Origin of the sequence: Halalkaliarchaeum sp. AArc-CO (assembly GCF_024972735.1) — an archaeon.
GTDB lineage: Archaea > Halobacteriota > Halobacteria > Halobacteriales > Haloferacaceae > Halalkaliarchaeum.
This window is the reverse complement of sequence record NZ_CP087723.1, coordinates 2,165,811-2,182,950: the sequence shown is the minus strand read 5'-3', so window position 1 is coordinate 2,182,950 and position 17,140 is coordinate 2,165,811. Positions and strand designations below refer to the sequence as shown.

Annotated in this window: 13 protein-coding genes; 6 read left to right on the top strand and 7 right to left on the bottom strand. The window is 62.5% G+C overall.

Annotation, left to right across the window (positions count from 1 at the left end; genetic code table 11):
* Nucleotides 1–20 precede the first annotated feature (20 nt).
* Nucleotides 21–1,517: a cryptochrome/photolyase family protein gene (locus tag AArcCO_RS11565; protein ID WP_259533646.1), complete on the bottom strand. Its 1,497-nt coding sequence runs from the start codon at nt 1,515–1,517 to the stop codon at nt 21–23.
* An 80-nt stretch (nt 1,518–1,597) separates the two neighbouring features.
* Here AArcCO_RS11565 and AArcCO_RS11560 point away from each other — a divergent pair, with 80 nt between their 5' ends.
* Complete coding sequence (locus tag AArcCO_RS11560) at nt 1,598–2,599, top strand: TIGR04024 family LLM class F420-dependent oxidoreductase (protein WP_259533645.1); 1,002 nt, start codon at nt 1,598–1,600, stop codon at nt 2,597–2,599.
* 18 nt (nt 2,600–2,617) lie between these two features.
* Here the strand turns inward: AArcCO_RS11560 and AArcCO_RS11555 are convergent, their stop codons facing one another.
* Nucleotides 2,618–3,190 (bottom strand): DUF7344 domain-containing protein, encoded by a 573-nt coding sequence (locus tag AArcCO_RS11555; protein ID WP_259533643.1) that lies wholly within the window; start codon nt 3,188–3,190, stop codon nt 2,618–2,620.
* Between the two features lie 237 nt (nt 3,191–3,427).
* On the opposite strand from AArcCO_RS11555, the gene AArcCO_RS11550 reads away from it, so the two are divergent.
* Nucleotides 3,428–3,574, top strand: coding sequence for a DUF7550 family protein (locus AArcCO_RS11550; RefSeq protein ID WP_259533642.1), 147 nt, complete (start codon nt 3,428–3,430; stop codon nt 3,572–3,574).
* Nucleotides 3,575–3,579: 5 nt separating this feature from the next.
* Here the strand turns inward: AArcCO_RS11550 and AArcCO_RS11545 are convergent, their stop codons facing one another.
* Complete coding sequence (locus AArcCO_RS11545) at nt 3,580–4,752, bottom strand: ABC transporter ATP-binding protein (protein WP_259533641.1); 1,173 nt, start codon at nt 4,750–4,752, stop codon at nt 3,580–3,582.
* 476 nt (nt 4,753–5,228) lie between these two features.
* Between AArcCO_RS11545 and AArcCO_RS11540 the strand changes: the two genes are divergently transcribed.
* Both AArcCO_RS11540 and AArcCO_RS11535 read left to right on the top strand, forming a co-directional pair.
* Nucleotides 5,229–6,572 carry a cyclic 2,3-diphosphoglycerate synthase gene (locus AArcCO_RS11540; protein ID WP_259533640.1) on the top strand — a complete coding sequence of 448 codons (1,344 nt, stop codon included), beginning with the start codon at nt 5,229–5,231 and terminating at the stop codon, nt 6,570–6,572.
* A 203-nt stretch (nt 6,573–6,775) separates the two neighbouring features.
* The gene (locus AArcCO_RS11535) at nt 6,776–8,149 is read left to right on the top strand and encodes a M14 family metallopeptidase (protein ID WP_259533639.1); all 1,374 of its coding nucleotides are present in this window, start codon (nt 6,776–6,778) and stop codon (nt 8,147–8,149) included.
* Between the two features lie 102 nt (nt 8,150–8,251).
* On the opposite strand, the gene argF is transcribed toward AArcCO_RS11535, so the two are convergent.
* Both argF and arcC read right to left on the bottom strand, forming a co-directional pair.
* Complete coding sequence (argF, locus tag AArcCO_RS11530; protein WP_259533638.1) at nt 8,252–9,139, bottom strand: ornithine carbamoyltransferase; 888 nt, start codon at nt 9,137–9,139, stop codon at nt 8,252–8,254.
* Between the two features lie 56 nt (nt 9,140–9,195).
* Nucleotides 9,196–10,125, bottom strand: a complete 930-nt coding sequence (gene arcC / locus AArcCO_RS11525) for a carbamate kinase (RefSeq protein WP_259533637.1) — start codon at nt 10,123–10,125, stop codon at nt 9,196–9,198.
* Between the two features lie 568 nt (nt 10,126–10,693).
* Between arcC and AArcCO_RS11520 the strand changes: the two genes are divergently transcribed.
* Complete coding sequence (locus tag AArcCO_RS11520; protein ID WP_259533636.1) at nt 10,694–12,049, top strand: MmgE/PrpD family protein; 1,356 nt, start codon at nt 10,694–10,696, stop codon at nt 12,047–12,049.
* Here AArcCO_RS11520 and AArcCO_RS11515 read toward each other — a convergent pair.
* The gene (locus AArcCO_RS11515; protein WP_259533635.1) at nt 12,029–12,841 is read right to left on the bottom strand and encodes an IclR family transcriptional regulator; all 813 of its coding nucleotides are present in this window, start codon (nt 12,839–12,841) and stop codon (nt 12,029–12,031) included. The two genes, AArcCO_RS11520 and AArcCO_RS11515, sit on opposite strands and share 21 nt — an antisense overlap.
* A gap of 68 nt (nt 12,842–12,909) precedes the next feature.
* Nucleotides 12,910–15,447, bottom strand: coding sequence for a GcvT family protein (locus AArcCO_RS11510; protein ID WP_259533634.1), 2,538 nt, complete (start codon nt 15,445–15,447; stop codon nt 12,910–12,912).
* Nucleotides 15,448–16,141: 694 nt separating this feature from the next.
* Here AArcCO_RS11510 and AArcCO_RS11505 point away from each other — a divergent pair.
* On the top strand, nt 16,142–17,140 hold the full coding sequence (locus AArcCO_RS11505; RefSeq protein ID WP_259533633.1) for an NAD(P)H-dependent amine dehydrogenase family protein: 999 nt from the start codon (nt 16,142–16,144) through the stop codon (nt 17,138–17,140).

The window sequence follows — 17,140 nt, the reverse complement described above, 5'->3', positions numbered from 1 at the left end:
TTGCGGGAGACCAGTCGCGGTCAGTTCTCTTCCCCCCGCGCCCGCTCGAACATCTCCAGCGCCAGCTCGCGGCGCCTCGAGTGGTCCACGATCGGTTCGGGATAGCCGGGCGCGATCCGATGTCGCTCCGTCTCCGACAGCTCGTGCCACTCGTGGATGACCTCCGGATCCACCCCCGCAAGCTCCGGCACGTACGTCTGAATGTACTCCGCGTCGGGGTCGTACCGCTCGCCCTGTGTCATGGGATTGAAGATCCGGAAGTACGGCTGGGCGTCGGTCCCGGTCGAGGCGGCCCACTGCCAGCCACCGGTGTCGTTTCCGGTGTCGTGATCCGCGAGCTTCTGTTTGAACCACTCGTAGCCGTACCGCCAGTCGACGAGCAGGTCCTTCGTGAGAAAGGAGGCGACGATCATCCGCACCCGGTTGTGCATGTACGCCTCTGTCCGGAGCTGTCGCATCCCGGCGTCGACGATCGGATACCCGGTCTCGCCGTCCTTCCAGGCGTCGATCAGTTCGGGATCGTTCTCCCACTCGATCGGGTTCTCGTACTCGCGATAGTTTTCCGAGACGACCTCGGGGTTGTGAAACAGCACCTGTGTGTAGAACTCTCGCCAGGCGAGCTGTGACTGGAACTCCTCGACCGATTCGCGTTTCTCCGCGCCGACGGTGCCGTCGTCGCCGTCGGTGCCGTCGTCGCCCTCGCTGTCTTCTCTCGCCTCGATCGCTTCGGCCGCCTCGACGGTCGCCTCCCACACCTCGCGGACGCCGATCGTTCCCCACTTCAGGTCGGCCGACAGCCGCGAGGTCGTCCCGTCGGCCGGGTAGTCCCGGCGGTGTTCGTACCGGCAGATCGGCCCGTCACAGAACTCCCGAAGTCGCCGTCTGGACGCCTCCGTACCGGCCGACTGGATCTCCGCGTCGGGCTCGGAGAATCCGAGCTCATCGATCGACGGGAGCGTTTCCAGCGCACACTCGAGTGCCGAAGTCAGGTTCCGGACGCGCTCGGCGTCGACGAGGTCGTCAGGATTCGGGGGCGGATACGGCGAGTCTTTCTCCCGATCGCGCCATTTCTTCCAGTAGTAGGTAAACACCGAGTAGGGATCGCCGGCGTTCGTCCGGATCGCGTCGGGGTCGTGGTGGACCGCATCGTGAAACGACTCTCGGGGGAGATCGACCGCGTCGAGTGCCCGACGAACGCCGGCATCGCGTTCGCGGGCGAGCCCGGAGTAGTCGCGGTTCCAGACGACTCGGTCGACCTCCAGCTCCGTCGCAACGTTCGGCAGAATCGTCGCCGGATCGCCACGGGCGATCAGTAGCTGCGAGTCGTGCTCCCGATACTGTTCCCGCAGCGCCGACAGCGCATCGAGCATGAACGCGACTCGCGGTGAGGCTGCGTGTTCCAGGACAGCGTCGTCGAAGACGAATATCGAGGCGGCCTCGCTACTGCCGTCTCCCGCGGCCGCAAGCCCCCGGTTGTCGGCGATCCTGAGGTCCCGCCGATGCCAGAACAGCTCCATGGGTTTCGATTGGGCGCCAGTCCCCTGAAGATGGGGGATCCTCCCCTATCTTCTTGTGTCTCCTGTGAGCAGTCCCGGACATGGACGCCGCACGCGACCTTTCGTTGCCGGTGGCCGCACAGCCGTCACTCGAGGCGATCGTCTCGATGGTCGAACGGGCCGAAGACGCGGGCTACGACCGGGTATGGCTCCCGGAGACGTGGGGGCGGGACGCGGTGACGACGCTTTCGGTCGCCGCCGAACGAACCGACGAGATCGGTCTCGGAACCAGCATCACCAACGTCTACTCCCGATCGCCGGCGCTGGTCGGTCAGACCGCCGCGACGCTGCATGAAGCCAGCGACGGGCGGTTCCGTGTCGGCCTGGGCCCCTCCGGACCGGCCGTGATCCAAAACTGGCACGGTCAGTCGTTCGAGCGCCCGCTTCGGCGGACCCGGGAGTACGTCGAAATCGTCCGGGCGGTCTGTGCGGGCGAGGAGCTCGACTACGACGGGGAGCTGTTCGATCTCTCGGGGTTCCGGCTCCGGTTCGATCCACCCGAGCCGGCACCGCCGGTCGACGCCGCCGGGCTCGGGCCGAAGTCGGTCGAGCTGGCGGGCCGGTTCGCCGACGGGTGGCACGCGCTGCTTTTGACGCCCGACGGGCTCGCAGATCGGCTGGAGGATCTGCGACGCGGTGTTGAGCTCGGCGGCCGGGATGTCGACTCCGTGCGGGTCACCCTCTCGGTTACCTGCTGTGCGCTTCCGGATCCCGAACCGGCTCGCGACCTCGTCCGGCAGCATCTCGCCTTCTACGTCGGCGGGATGGGGACGTTCTACCGCGACGCGCTGGCCCGGCAGGGGTACGAGGAGACCGCAACCCGAATCCACGACGCCTGGCAGGAGGGTAACCGACGGGCCGCGCTCTCTGCGATCGACGACGATCTCCTCGAGGAACTCGCGGCCGCGGGGACGCCCGAGGCGGTCGCATCGCGGGTCGCAGAGTTCGAGGCGCTCGAGGGAGTCGACGCCGTCACGGTGTCGTTCCCGCGGGGCGCCGACCGGGACGCGATCGACGCGACCCTCGAAGCGCTGTCGCCGTGACCGGGCGATCGACGCGGGTCAAAGCCGGTTCTTTCGCGTCTGATACAGCTGTGCGATCGACGCACTCGCGAACGCCACTGCGATGATCGTCGCCGCAGCGAGGCCGGACAAACTGGCGAAAAACACCGCCTCGAGGGTGACTGCACCCAGGAGTACGCCGGAAAATATCGACAGGAGCACGTAGAACTCGGCCCACGTCAGCTCCTTCTCCTCGACGACTTCCAGGTAGACGTCGAAGGTGTTTGCGACGTCAGTCAAGCTGACCGTCCCGCTGCGGGCGTCGTAGTCGACGATGCCCCGGCGGGCGAGCTGTGGCACGTGTGACTGATACAGCGACGTGTACACCCGCTTGCGCTGTGCGTACGTCACTTCGTGTGGAGCCACACCGTTTTCCAGTCCGGCGATCGTACTCGAGAGGTCCCGTATCGTCGATTCGCCGTCGGGAGACCGCTTCAGCTCCGAAAGTACGTATCGCCGTCGGGCGTTGCTCAGCGTTCCGAATATCTCGTCTTTCGTGAGGTCGTACGCTTCGTCCCCGACCTCGTTTTCCGCCCCGGAGGGCGCCGAAAGCTCAGCGGCATCCGAATTCATCGATTCTCCGAGTGCCCTCGTCGACTCTTCCCCACCAACCGTTATTCATCATCATTTGTAACTCCCCAGTTCTCGTCCCTATAGTATGCGTATGTTGATATAAACGCTTTCCTCAATTTCTCGTCATTGGACCTGTCCGACGTGGCGCCGCTGACCGGGCGTTGCCGTCCCGCCACAGTCGAGTCGGGCGAGCATCGAACGGATGCGTTTTAGTACCCGCCGTACGCACCGTCGAGTATGGCAGACCACGACGACGAACCGGACCCGGACGCGCGCGTCACCGCCCCGATGCAGGAGTTTACGACGAAACAGGTCGGCATCGGACTGGTCGTACTGCTCGTTGGACTCGCGGTCGCCTTCGGCGTTCCGCTCGTGCTAGCCTGATCGGGCTATCGCTGCGGCTCTTCCTGTCTGGGATACCACGCGAGCGGGTGGTCGGCGACGAGATCCACCGCCACTCGCTGATCTGTTTCGAAGTTCTCGACGTGGTTGTGGAGGCAGTGGACGATCTCGCCGGAGTCGAGTTCGACCCGATAGATGAACGACGGACCGACGTACTGACGACGGAGCACGTAGCCGTCGGCGTCAGCTCCAGCCGCGGGCGTCGCCCGCACGTCGTCGGGACGCACGAGCACGTCGACTGGAGCGTTGTCGTAGGTGGTGTCGTAGCCTTCGAGCGTCGCGGCGTCGAACCGTCCGATTCCCGTTTCGACTTTTCCGTCCGATAACCGCCCTTCCAAGAAACTCGCTCGCCCGAGGAAGGAGGCGACGAACTTCGATTCGGGCTGTTCGAACACGGCGGCCGGATCGCCGATCTGTTCGAGGTGTCCCTCGTTCATCACCGCGACCCGATCGGAGATCGACAGCGCCTCCTCCTGGTCGTGGGTGACCGAGACGGCAGTAACCCCTGCCTCCTTGAGGATCCGTCGGACCTCCTCGCGCATCTCCACGCGGAGACGGACGTCGAGGTTCGAGAACGGCTCGTCGAGCAACAACACCTCCGGCTCCGGTGCCAGCGACCTGGCGAGTGCGACCCGTTGTTTCTGTCCCCCGGAGAGCTGATCCGGTGTCTTTTCGCCGTGTTCCGGGAGATTCACCAGGTCGAGCAGTTCCTCGACTCTGGCGTCCGCCTCCTCCTCGTCGGCATCGGTCAGACCGAACCCGACGTTCTCCCGGACGGTCAGATGGGGGAACAGCGCGAAGTCCTGAAACACGATCCCGACGTCCCGAGTTTCGGGGGTGACGAACGTCGAGCTGTCGGCGACGGTCTCTCCCCCAATCGTGACGCGCCCGCGTGTCGGCCGTTCGAGTCCGGCGATGAGACGCAGCGTCGTCGTCTTCCCACAGCCGGACGGGCCCAGGAGGGTCAAAAGCTCCCCCTGTTTGACGGTCAACGAGACGTCTTCGACCGCTGTCTCGGCGTCGTACTCTTTGAACACGCCGTCGAGTTCGAGCAGTGTTTCCCCACCAGTTTCCGGGGGCTGTGTGCTCTCGCTTTCGGCTCTCGGGGCGGTCGTTCGGAGTTCCGACCGGTCGTGTTGCAGTGGTTTACTGTGAGACATGTGATCCTCCAACTGACGTCCCTGCCGCCGATTCAGTCCATGGCAGCGATTCCGGCGCCCAACTGGGGCGTCGTGACGGGCTTCGAGAGACGCGAGGAGCCATCGTTGCCAGTACGTCTTTTAGGAGAACCTAAAAGTATGTCGCTCGGATTCAGTTGCTGAGAAATTTTCGACACTGTGTATCTTTCCCGTTGGATGACTCCTTTTAGATTTGATAATTATCCTAATAAACAAGAATTTGTTTTTAACACGACGCTGTGATTTCGGCCTGATTATATATATTGGATACGCTTAATTGAACTCGTTCTGGTGTAATAATGCCATATTCAGTCTCGTACGTGAACTGCCGAATAGAGCGTTAGGTCGGATGTAAGAAACGATATTGTAGTTTATATTTTGTCTGTTGATTCTGGCGCGAAGGGATCCAGAAACCGAAAATATATAATTATATGCCATGAACGTTTTGTTCAAACCACATGACCCGAAGAGTCGTCATCATGGGTGCTGCGGGGCGGGACTTCCACGACTTCAACTCGGTGTTTCGCGGGGACGACGAGCACGAAGTTGTCGCGTTTACGCAGACGTTTTCCCAGAACATCGGCGAACTCGACGAGGTTCCCGAGCGGACGTATCCGGCCTCGCTCGCGGGAGAGAACTATCCCGACGGGATACCGATCCTTCCGGAGTCCGAGCTGGAAACGATCGTCAGAGAACGGGACGTCGACGAGGTCGTGCTGTCGTACTCGGATCTCTCTCACGAGTACGTGATGAACCAGGCCTCGCGCGCGATCTCGGCAGGGGCCGACTTCCATCTCGTCGGCACGCGGATGATGTACGAGGCCGACATCCCCGTCGTCGCGGTCGACGCTGTCCGGACCGGCTGTGGCAAGTCTCAGGCGGCGCGAAAGCTTACCTCCCTCCTCCGGGAGCGGTCTGACAAGGAGGTGGTCGTGGTTCGCGAGCCGATGCCGTACGGCGACCTCGAGAAACAGCGCGTCCAGCGGTTCGAAACGCTCGAAGACCTCGAACGTCACGACGTCACCATCGAAGAGCGCGAGGAGTACGAACACCACATCGAGCAGGGACACGTCGTCTACGCCGGCGTCGATTACGAGGAGATCCTCACAGAGGTCGAGAAGGAGGCCGACATCCTCCTGTGGGACGGCGGCAACAACGAACTCCCGTTTTACGTCCCCGACGTCCACTTCGTGCTCGCGGATCCACACCGGCCGGGACACGAGCTGCGGTATCACCCCGGGGAGGCGAACCTCCGGATCGCCGACTACGTCGTGATCAACAAGGAGAACACCGCAGACGAGGTGGACATCCAGACGATCGTCGACAACGTCGAGGCGACGAACCCCGACGCGGGGATCATCCACGCGGATTCGGTCATCACGGTCGAGGACGAGGCGGCGGTTCGGAACGCGCGCGTCCTCGCCGTCGAGGACGGACCTACGCTCACCCACGGCGGTACCTCGGTGGGGGCGGCATCGATCGCGGCCGAGCAGTTCGGAGCGAGCGAAATCGTCGATCCACGGCCTCACGCCGTCGGCAGCATCGCCGAGGTGTTCGGAGAGTACGAGCATCTCGGAAACGTCCTCCCGGCGATGGGCTACAGCAAGCGACAGCTCGCGGAGCTGGAGCAGTCGATCGCGAACGTCGACTGCGACGTCGTGCTTGCCGGTACGCCGATCGACCTCTCGAAGATCGTCGACGTCGACACGCCGATCGTGCGCGTCCGGTACGAGATCGAGGAGCGGGGCGATCTCGACTTCGAGGCGGCACTGGAGGCACACGCCGACGTTCTCGGGCTGTGAGACGGTATTCGAACGGTTTTCAGAAGCCACAAGTCGATCCCGACGGTATCACGGGTCTTTTTCGGTAGCTGGGATCGAAACCTACCGTCAGCGGTCACCGAGTTTTGGTCTCAGACCTACCGACTATGACTATTTTGAAAAATATTTTTCTTGACAAAAATATTATGTGGGGTGGTCACAAATAACACTCTTCAGGTGTTACCATGCACCGAAGACAGTTCCTCAAGACCGGGGCGGCAGTGGGCACCTTCGCCCTGATAGGGACGACCGGAGCACAGGCGAGGGATTACCGTCCAGGGGGGCCCTGGGCGCCGAACGAACGGGCAGTCAACTACAGCGGGTATCTGGACAACGAACAACTCGGCGAGCGGCTACAGCAGATCGACAAACGGAGCGACCGCGTGGAACTGCAGCAGGTGGGTACGTCCGCCGGACGGGAGGACCCGATCTGGGAGGTCACGATCGGGGACGGCAACGAGAGCGTCCACATCATCAATCAGATCCACGGCGACGAACCTACGGGGCCCGAGGCCATGGTGAGGATTCTCCAGCGGCTGGCCAGGGGGAACTCCCCGCAGGTCGAGGAAATCCTCGACAACCTGACGATCACGATGATGCCGCGGGTCAATCCCGACGGATCGAACTTCGTCGGCGAGGACGGACTCGGCGACGAGGGAGAGTTCCGGCAGCGACGGATCAACACGAACGAGTGGGAGGAGGGTGATACGCGGTACAAGAACGCGAACTCCTACTACTACTGGGCGGATCATCCAGGCTACGATCTGAACCGCGGGTTCAACCTTCTCGGCCACGACCCGTTCGACGAACAGGAAGCGTGGTGGAACGTCGTCGACGAGGAGGAGGAACTCGCGTACCTCGACATCCCCATCGAGGAAGTGCCGCTAGATCTGAAGGATCCGTCAGTCGACGAGAACCCGTACGACGTCCTGTGGAGTATGGGGACGAACGTCAACCCCGAAAACCAGGCCGTTACCGAGTCGTACATGGAGGCCGATCCGGACTGGGCGATCACGCATCACCACCAGACGCCGGCGCTCCATCCGGAAACCCCCGAGAAAGGCGGCGGACCCCAATGGCAGTCCGTCATGAGTGTGATGGCCCCGTTCGGCCCACACTACATCCGCGAGGACGAATATGACTACGCCGGGTACGTCGGCGACGGGAACCCCTACATGTCCGAGGACGCACAGACCCGGTCGCTCCAGCTCAACCAGCTCGTCAACGAGCGGATGCAGGACTTCGGATACGGCCTGTTCAACACGCTAACCCGGTTCGGCTACGGGCCGCTCTGGGGTTCTTACCTCGACGGGCTGGCTCCCCGAACCGACGCCGCCGGAATGCTCTACGAGGTGTCCCACCAGAGTGACGATCGCGGACAGAAGGCGCTCGGAACCATGGTGAAGGTCTCGGTCGAGGGGTTCATGACTACTTTCGAGTCGATCGCGGATGGATCGATCGGGGACGTCGATCCTCTGGACTACTTCGACATGCCTCTGGCGGAGTACTTCAGTGGACCCTTCAGCAGACAACGGGGTCTGCGAGAGTCGCGGGAGTAACCGTCGAGATTTCGACCGAAGCTCTCTTCCCCCTCTCGTCTGCAAAGCCGCCCCACAGACCAACGCGAACGTGTGATGGAGACTTGTCCCTCTGTAAGACGCTCACTTCTCGAGCAGCGTGTAGAGCAATGCCTTCTGGACGTGCATCCTGTTTTCGGCCTGATCGAAGACGATCGATTGCGGACCGTCGATGACCTCTGCGGTCACCTCCTCGCCGCGGTGTGCCGGGAGACAGTGCATGAACACGGCGTCCTCGCGGGCGGCGGCCATCAGTTCCCGATCCACCTGGAACCCCTCGAACGCGGCGAGCTTCTCCTCGCGCCGCTCCTCTTCACCCATGCTCACCCACACGTCGGTGTACACCGCGGTGGCTCCGTCGACGGCTTCGTATGGGTCGTTGGTCACTACGACGTCGGCGTCCCGAACTCGATCCTGGATCGTTTCGTCCGGCTCCATCTCCGGCGGCGTCGCGACCCGACAGCTCACCTCCAGCTTCCCACAGGCCTGCATCAGCGAGTGTGCGACGTTGTTTCCGTCGCCAACGAACGCGACAGTGTCCAGCAGGTCTCGCTCGTACAGCGTGTACAGATCCGTGAGCGCCTGACACGGGTGGAGGAAGTCGGTCAGCCCATTGATGACAGGTACGCTCGCGTGCTCGGCCAGTTCGACGATCTCATCGTGGTCGAACAGCCGGGCCATGATCGCGTCCTCGTACCTGGACATCACTTTACTCGTGTCGGCTATCGGCTCGCCCCGCCCGAGCTGGGACTCCTCCATCTCGAAGAAGATGGCGTGACCTCCCAGCTGTGTCATTCCCGTCTCGAAGGACAGCCGCGTCCGCGTCGAGGGTTTCGCGAACAGCATCACGAGCGTCCGGTTTTTCAGCGCCGAGGAGAACTTCACCGGCGTGGATTTCAGCTGGTCGGTGCGTTCGAACAGCGATTCGATCTCCTCGCGAGTCAGGTCACGAATGTCAATCAACTGTTTCATCGTCCGGATCTTGTCCCGGATCCGTAATTATTATTTCTTCGTTACGGGCGACGTCCTCACCCCGAGTCGGACGACGGGACGATCGTCGTCCCCGTTTCCCCATCGAGCGCTTCGGTCACCGCCGTGGTTGCGGTGATGATTGCCCGGCTGCCCCCGTTTTCCACGAACGCGATCGCGGCCTCGACTTTCGGCGCCATGCTCCCCTCGCCGAACTCCCCCGCCTCGAGGAGTTCGGCGGCCTCTTCGGCGGTGATCCGGGACAGCAGCTCCTGATCTTCGGTGCCGAAGTTTCGATACGCGGCCTCGACGTCAGTCAGGAACAGGAGTTCCCCGATCCCGATGTCGTTTGCGAGCGTTCTGGAGGCGAGATCCTTGTCGACGACGGCCTCCACGCCGGCGAAGCCGTCCGTCGTTTTCACGACCGGTACGCCTCCGCCGCCGACGCAGACGACCGGCCGTCCCGTTTCCAGCAGGGTCTCGACGTGTTCGGTTTCGAGGATCTCGAGGGGGGCCGGGGACGGAACGACGCGCCGATACCGAACGTTTCCAGCCCCGTCTGTGTCGGGCCGCGTCGGAAACTCCTTTCGTTCGGCCTCCGTTTCCCCGTAGAACGGACCGATTCGCTTCGTCGGGTTCTCGAACGCCGGATCGTCGTCGTCCACCAGCGTTCGAGTGACGAGCGTTACGGGGGTCGTCTCGAGCACGTTGTGGAGTTCCTGCTGGAGTAGATAGCCGATCTGGGCCTGGGATTCGGCGACCAGGACGTCCAGGGGTTTCCGGTCGATCGACTGTGACTCCTCGTTTTGTAAGAGCAGCTGTCCCACCTGCGGACCGTTTCCGTGTGTGACGATCAGGTCGTATCCTCGATCGCCGAGTTTTCCGATCTGGGACACAGTTTGACGGACGCGTCGGCGCTGCTCAGCAATCGTCCCCTTTCCCCCCTCGAGTATCGCGTTTCCGCCGAGCGCGACGACGATGTGACTCATGGAACGTCCGAGAGTTGTCGGACCGAATGTAAAACCTTTGTCACCATCTGGGGTCGTTGACGATAGAGGAAGTCGTACCCGGACGAACGAGGGAACCAATAACTATCTCGATTAAATATAAACTTCAAATTTTACAAGTACAATCAGTATCCTATTTCTAATAGTTACTGTCGACGGTTTTGAACTGGAGGGTCCTGTGGTAGTACAAAAGCAACTAACCCTGTTCGGCGATCGAAGCTCAGGATCTCTGGGGGTATCGTTTCTTGGATTCTGGCCGAATCCGGACCGAGAATTGTCGAATTGCTCGAGCAAGTCATTGTACCAGACCGCGTTATGTCGAGACCGAGACTGTGTACAGTGATCGAGTTCGTCTACCGCGTCCGTGCATGTGGATGTGCGCTATCAGCCATAATTATCATAATTATATACAATATGTGATACGGGTATGATTAGACATATTACTGGAAAGTTATGTAATATATTTCCCCAGACGTTCTCGATCAGCTTCCGTTTGCCGACGTTCGAGCCGAAAGTTTTTCATCCGGGGGTTGTTCCTTGTACGCACACGATGACAGAGCAATCTGTAGCTAGCTTCGGGACTCGCCAGCTTGCAGAGTACGCTTGTGGTGAGTCATTCTCGTCGGCCCCGGACGCGGTCCGGAACGATCTGGAACGGCGCGTCCTCGATACGTTTGCCGCCATCGTGTCCGGCTACCGGGTCGAGGGGATCGACGCGGCGGCGGATTACGCCGCAGAAACGTTCGCAACCGGCGAGTCGACTCTCCTCGACGGATCGACCCGACGGCTCGATCCGTCCGGTGCGACGTACGCGAACGCGATGGCCGCGAACGCGCTCGACGTCGACGACGGGAACCGGATCGCGGAGGGGCACCCCGCAGCGGTGCTGGTTCCGGCAACCCTCGCTGCCGCCGAGGGGGTCGAGGCTACCGTGGGGGAGTTCCTCGACGCCATGCTCGCGGGCTACGAGATCTCGATCCGGGCGTCCGTGGCGCTCCACGAGCGGACCGGAATGCACAACAGCAGTGGGTCGTGGGGCGCAGTCGCCGCGGCCGCAGCAGTCTCTCGGTTGTACGGCTACGACGTCGAGACGACGATGGACGCGATGGGGATCGCGGAGTTCAACGCCCCGCTGTCGCCGGTGATGCGATCCGTCGCGCGTCCGTCGAGTTCGATGACGAAAGACGGGATCGGGTGGGGGAGCCACCTCGGCGTCGCGGCCGCAAAACTGGCCGGACGGGGCTTCGAGGCCTCGGGCACCGTGTTCGACGAGATCGAATGGAACGGTCTCGAGGGACTCGATCTCCCCCCACTGGGCAGGGAGTACACGGTGACTGAAAGCTACTACAAGCCGTATCCCGCCTGCCGCTGGATTCACTCCGGGATCGATGCGGCGCTTGCACTCCTCGAAGAGCACGGCATCGCCCCCGACGAGATAACACAGGTTCGTGCCTACAGCCATCGAAAGGCGATCGAGCTGAAGACGCCCCGTCCCAGTACCCCCGACGCGGCACAGTATTCGTACCCCTACGTCCTCGCGATCACGCTGCTTCGGGGCGACTGGATCACTCCCGAGCAACTGAACGAAACCTGGCGGGAGGACGACCGCGTTCACGCGATGGTCGACCGGATTTCGCTGCACCTCGACGAGGAGGCCCAGCGACGCTATCCGGAGCAGTCCGTCTCCCGAGTCGAGATCCACACCTCCTCTGAAACCTATCGATCCGGGCTGACGCATCCACGTGGATCACGGGAACGACCCATGACTGCGGAGGAACACCGGAAGAAACAGCAGCTGTTCATCGACGCCCACGTCGGATCCGGAACCGCCGAACAGCTGCGCAGAGTCTTATCGACCGACGAGAAACCGGTATCGGCGCTCGTGTCAACCCTCGACGACGGGTGATCCACCACCGTCGGTGGAGAACTCCTGGTGCTCCAGGTTGAGTTCGAGTTCGTTCGCCGTCCCGAGCAAGAGTTCCGGCAACTCTGTTTCGATCAGCTCGCCTTCGAGCCGATGTTTCGGTCCCGATAGACCGATCGCACCGAGAACCTCGCCGTCGGGTCCGAGAACAGCCGAGGCAACGGCGTACAATCCTTCGGTCGACTCTTCTCGGTTGTATCCGACGCCCCGCTCGCGGATCTCTCGAAGCTCGTCGAATAGCGCTTCCCGGTCGGTGATCGTGTGTGCCGTCGCGGGTTCGAGCCCGTGTTGTGCGATGATCTCTGCGATCCGTTCCTCCGGCAAGTGAGCGAGCATCGCCTTTCCGCCGGCGATCTGGTGCATCGGCGTCCGGTTGCCGACCCGTTCGGGTGGATGCACCGAGTGCATCCCGGCGGCCCCGTACAGGTAGACACAACGTCCGTTTTCGTGGGTCTGACACCACGCCAGCTCCCCGGTTTCCTCGGCGAGTTCGTCGATCCTGTCGCGAGATACCCGGTAGATCGCCTGCTGCTGTCTGGCGTAGATCCCGTGATCGAGAAACCGCAATCCGACGCGATATTCACCGTCGACCTTTGTGGCGTAGTCGTGAGTGACAAGCGTCTGCAGGTGCTTGTAGACGGTGCTCTTCGAGACGTCCATCTGCTCTGCGATCTCGGTGACACCCGCACCGTCGGTTCGCTTGAGGATCTCGACGATCTCGAAGGTTTTCTCTCCCGACTTCACCATCGAGCCGTTCCGGGGTGCCTCTGTCATGTGTGGGGATGCCACGCCCACCCATAAATTCGTTTCTCTATAATAAACGCTCGACGGAACGGAACGAACTACCCGTGGAGCCGTTCGTTCTCCGGATCGAACAGCGGTTCGCTCCCGACCGCCTCGACGGTGACCGGGTACTGCTCGCCGAAGTACAGCACCTGCAGCTGCTCGCCTTCGGTTGCGTACTCCGCCGGAAGATACGACAGCAGGAGGTGTTTTCCGACCGACGGCCCGGTTTCCGCGCTCGTCACGTACGAACGGCGTCCCTGCTCGTCGACGAGGACGTCACCGTTCTCGTCGAGGATCGGTTCGCCGCCGAGCATGAACCGCTTCTCCCCGCCGTTCGGGGCGTGATCGTCGACCGAAAGGGTACAGAGTGTCGCCGCCTGGTCGCTCTCGAGAGCTTCTGCGTACGCCTCTTTGCCGATGAAGTCCGCGTCCTTCACGCCGTGGAACGCGAGGTCCGCCTCGATTACGTCGTACTCGCGGCGCAGTTCGTGGCCGTATGCGCGGTAGTTCTTCTCGATCCGACCGGTGTTTGCGTACACTTCCGTTCCGACCGGGCGGAGGTCGTGCTTCTGGCCGGCCTCCATCAGTTCGTCCCAGGTGCGGGCGCCCTGTTCCATCGGAACGTAGATCTCCCAGCCGAGTTCGCCCACGTAGGAGACGCGGATCGCCCACCCCTCCACGGGGCCGATCGTCACCTTCTGTGCACCGTACGCCGGGAACGCCTCGTCCGACATGTCCTCCTCTGCTGCGTCCTGGAGGATCCCTCGCGCGTTCGGACCCCAGACGCCCATCGTCGCCATCGACGAGGATCTGTCGGACAGCGACACCGCTTCGTCGTCACGCAGGTGACGACTGAGCCACTGGTAGTCGGGACCGACCCGTGTTCCGCCCGTGATGAGCCGGAAGTGGTCCCGGCCGAGACGCGCAATTGTGACGTCGGATCTGGCAGCGGCGTCCGAATCGAGCAGGGGCGTGTACGTCGTCTTCCCGGGCTCGAAGTCCATCGGCGCAACCGCCATCCGTTCGAGGAACGACCTGGCGTCCTCGCCTTCGACGTCGATGATGCCGAAGCCGATGTTTCCGACGATCCCGGCCGCATTGCGGAGATGCAGATGTTCGGCCAGAATGATTGGCGACCACCACTCGGAATCCCAGTCGTTGGGCCGCCGCAGCCCCTCGATGTCGTCGCGATACCGGTCGAGGAGGTCTTCGTTCGATTCATACCAGGCGGGACGCTCCCAGCCGGCGGTTTCGTGGAACTGTGCGTCGAGTTCCTCCTGGCGGTCGTGGAACGGGGCCCGACGGACGTCCCGACCGCGGTCCCACTGTTCTTTGGGGTGGTTGATCCCGTAATGGCGCGTGAATCCCTCGTAGGCGCGCTCCTTGACGAACTCCTTGCCCCGGCCGTAGCCGTCGAACCGGGCGACGTTGATCGAGTGGAGGTCCGTCTCCATCGCACCCCATCCCTCGGTCATCCACCGGGCCATCTCCTTGGTGATCCCCGGGGCCAGCCGGATCCAGATCGCGGCACACGACCAGAGGCCGTCCACGTCGTTGACCGGGCCGACGACCGGTCCTTCGTCGGGTGTAAGCGAGATCAGACCGTCGATCGCGTGACGGACTCCGGCGTCGGGATCGTCGAGGACGTCCGGCATGATTTCGAGGGCGTGTTCGAACGAGTCTTCGAACGCGTCCTCGGTGAACGGCAACTGGGTCGGGGAGAGCGGGGCCTCGTCGATCGACGGGATCTCGTCGACGTCGTAAAGCAGCGGCCGGTGTTCGTACGAACCGACCTCCATGTCGTTCCCGTGGGGTCGCTCGTACATCCGTGTGTCCATGTCTCGGACGACCGGATAGTTGATCTCCCCGTCGTCCTCGGCGAGTTTGTCGATCGGACCGACGCTTATCATCTGGTGAGCGACCGGGTACAGCGGGATCCGTGTGCCCGCCATCTCGGCGAGCTTGGGGCTCCAGACGCCGGCGGCGACGACGACCTCTCCGGTGACTTCGACGGTTCCGCGATCGGTTTCGACGGCGGTGACTTCGCCGTCGTCGACGTGGATGTCGAGCACTTCAGTGTTCGCCGAGACCGTGAGGGCGTCCATGTCCTTCGCGCGCTCGCGATACACTTCTCCGAACCGAAGCGGGTCACACGTTCCCGCGTCGGGCGTGTACATTCCCCCCTCGATGACGTCCTCGTTGATGTAGGGGACCCGCTGTTTGACCTCCTGTGCCTCCAGCATCTCCGCGTTGGTTCCGAACGCCTGGGCGGACTGCGCTCGACGACGGAGGTCCTCCATCCGGCGTTCGGTCCGGGCAACCTCGATGCCGCCGCTGTTCTCGAAGACTCCGACCTCGTCGAACTGCTCGATCGAGTCGTGGGTGAGTTCGGTCATCTCCGAGTTGTGCTCGATCGGCATGATGAAGTTCGACGCGTGTCCCGTCGACCCGCCGGGGTCCGGCAGCGGTCCCTTGTCGATCTGCAGCATGTCGGTTTTCCCCCGCTCGGCCAGGTGATACACGAGACTGTTGCCGACGATACCGGCGCCGATAATGACCGTTTCGGCGCTTTCGGGGAAATCTTCGTCCGTCATCGGCAGGTTACGCCCCTCCCGTAGACGGCGTTCCGTCGGCTCCGATCGTCGGACTTCCTCGGGTACAGTACGCGCTCGCATCGCTATGGCACAGGATTGCTGCCATGTGTGGGCCATCAACGTAGCCGTATTAAAATGTACCGGCGCCGGCTACCGAGCCCTCCTTTCGTCGGTGATTTCCGAGCGATCCGTGATGCCTCTCGATCCCTCGCCTCGCCTTCGTCAGAACCTCTCTCGGAACAGCTCGCGCTAACTGCCGTCCCTGCCGATACTGCGGCCGTCGATGGATGCGACGATCACTGTTTCTTCATAAAGAACAACTTCCGTGGGTCGGTTTCGTCCGTAATCCCTCGATCTCCGGAATAAATTACACTCATAGTGTTGTAATTCTCGCCCCCGATCGGCGGGTGGATCCGTGATTTCACGATAGTAAACAGCCGCTAGAGAAACAGCGGGTCGAGAACCGTCGGTTTCCCCCGGACTCTCCCCCGAGAAACGTTTCTCGCCGAGTGCTGGTGATGGTCAGATATAGTTTCTTATAAGGAAACAACTTCGGGCCCCGGGTCGGTGCTTTCTGTGCTGTACCCCCGTCAACTAGCCTCGCCGTACGACGGTCGCTTCCCGGCAGAAGTACTGGGACGACCAGAACGATTAAGTCACGGCCGGGGAATCCCTCGGCCACGGGGTACTCGAGATGGTAGAGAACCAACTCACCGCCGTACAGTTCGGTGTCGGTCCGATCGGGGAACGCATCGTGCGCGCGGCGCAGAGACGTGGTGTACAGTTCGTTGGGGCGGTCGACATCGATCCCGAGAAGGTCGGTCGCGACCTGGGTGACGTCTGCGAACCCGGCGACGAGATCGGCGCCGAAGTCACGGACGACATCGAGGAGGCGCTCGGGAACGATCCGGACGTCGTCTTCCACTCGACTGTGTCGGCGGCGCCGCCGGCCACATCCCAGATCGAACCCGTTCTCGAAGCCGGGTACGACGTCGTCACGACCTGTGAGGAGCTCGCGTATCCCTGGCGGGACCATGCCAAGGAGGCAAAGACCCTCGATGCAACCGCACGCGAACACGGAAGCACCTGCCTCGGAACCGGTGTGAATCCCGGCTTCGCGATGGACGCGATGCCGGCAGTGCTGTCGACGCCGATGGAGTCGGTAGAGTCGGTCCGTGTCGAACGGGTACAGGACGCCGGAAGCCGTCGGGAGCCGCTCCAGCGCAAGGTCGGCGCGGGGACGACCGTCGCGGAGTTCGAGGCCGAGATCGCGACCGAGGCCGGACACGTCGGCTCCGCGGAGTCGGCGGCGATGCTCGGCGCCGCCCTCGGGTGGGAGCTCGAAGAGATCTCCGAAACGATCGATCCCGTGGTCGCGGACGAACGGCTCGAAACCGACTACCTGACCGTCGAGGAGGGGGAAGTCGCCGGCGTCCACCAGGTCACCCACGGCTACGTCGACGGCGACCCGCGGATCACGCTCGATCTGAAGATGGCGGTCGGACTCGAGGCCCGCGACACCGTCGACTTCGAGAGCGATCCGGACGTAACGATCGAGGTCGACGGGGGATACCACGGAGACGTCGCCACGTCGGCAGTCGTTGCCAACTGCGCACCGCGGGTCGTCGGCGCCGATCCGGGACTAGCGACGATGCTCGATCTCCCGATGCCGTCGTTCGTTCGTTCGGTTTGA

Bases quoted from the DNA above. Each gene is read 5' to 3' on its own strand.
- AArcCO_RS11565 (WP_259533646.1), bottom strand. From the start codon at position 1,517: ATGGAGCTGTTCTGGCATCGGCGGGACCTCAGGATCGCCGACAACCGG.
- AArcCO_RS11560 (WP_259533645.1), top strand. From the start codon at position 1,598: ATGGACGCCGCACGCGACCTTTCGTTGCCGGTGGCCGCACAGCCGTCA.
- AArcCO_RS11555 (WP_259533643.1), bottom strand. From the start codon at position 3,190: ATGAATTCGGATGCCGCTGAGCTTTCGGCGCCCTCCGGGGCGGAAAAC.
- AArcCO_RS11550 (WP_259533642.1), top strand. From the start codon at position 3,428: ATGGCAGACCACGACGACGAACCGGACCCGGACGCGCGCGTCACCGCC.
- AArcCO_RS11545 (WP_259533641.1), bottom strand. From the start codon at position 4,752: ATGTCTCACAGTAAACCACTGCAACACGACCGGTCGGAACTCCGAACG.
- AArcCO_RS11540 (WP_259533640.1), top strand. From the start codon at position 5,229: ATGACCCGAAGAGTCGTCATCATGGGTGCTGCGGGGCGGGACTTCCAC.
- AArcCO_RS11535 (WP_259533639.1), top strand. From the start codon at position 6,776: ATGCACCGAAGACAGTTCCTCAAGACCGGGGCGGCAGTGGGCACCTTC.
- argF (WP_259533638.1), bottom strand. From the start codon at position 9,139: ATGAAACAGTTGATTGACATTCGTGACCTGACTCGCGAGGAGATCGAA.
- arcC (WP_259533637.1), bottom strand. From the start codon at position 10,125: ATGAGTCACATCGTCGTCGCGCTCGGCGGAAACGCGATACTCGAGGGG.
- AArcCO_RS11520 (WP_259533636.1), top strand. From the start codon at position 10,694: ATGACAGAGCAATCTGTAGCTAGCTTCGGGACTCGCCAGCTTGCAGAG.
- AArcCO_RS11515 (WP_259533635.1), bottom strand. From the start codon at position 12,841: ATGACAGAGGCACCCCGGAACGGCTCGATGGTGAAGTCGGGAGAGAAA.
- AArcCO_RS11510 (WP_259533634.1), bottom strand. From the start codon at position 15,447: ATGACGGACGAAGATTTCCCCGAAAGCGCCGAAACGGTCATTATCGGC.
- AArcCO_RS11505 (WP_259533633.1), top strand. From the start codon at position 16,142: ATGGTAGAGAACCAACTCACCGCCGTACAGTTCGGTGTCGGTCCGATC.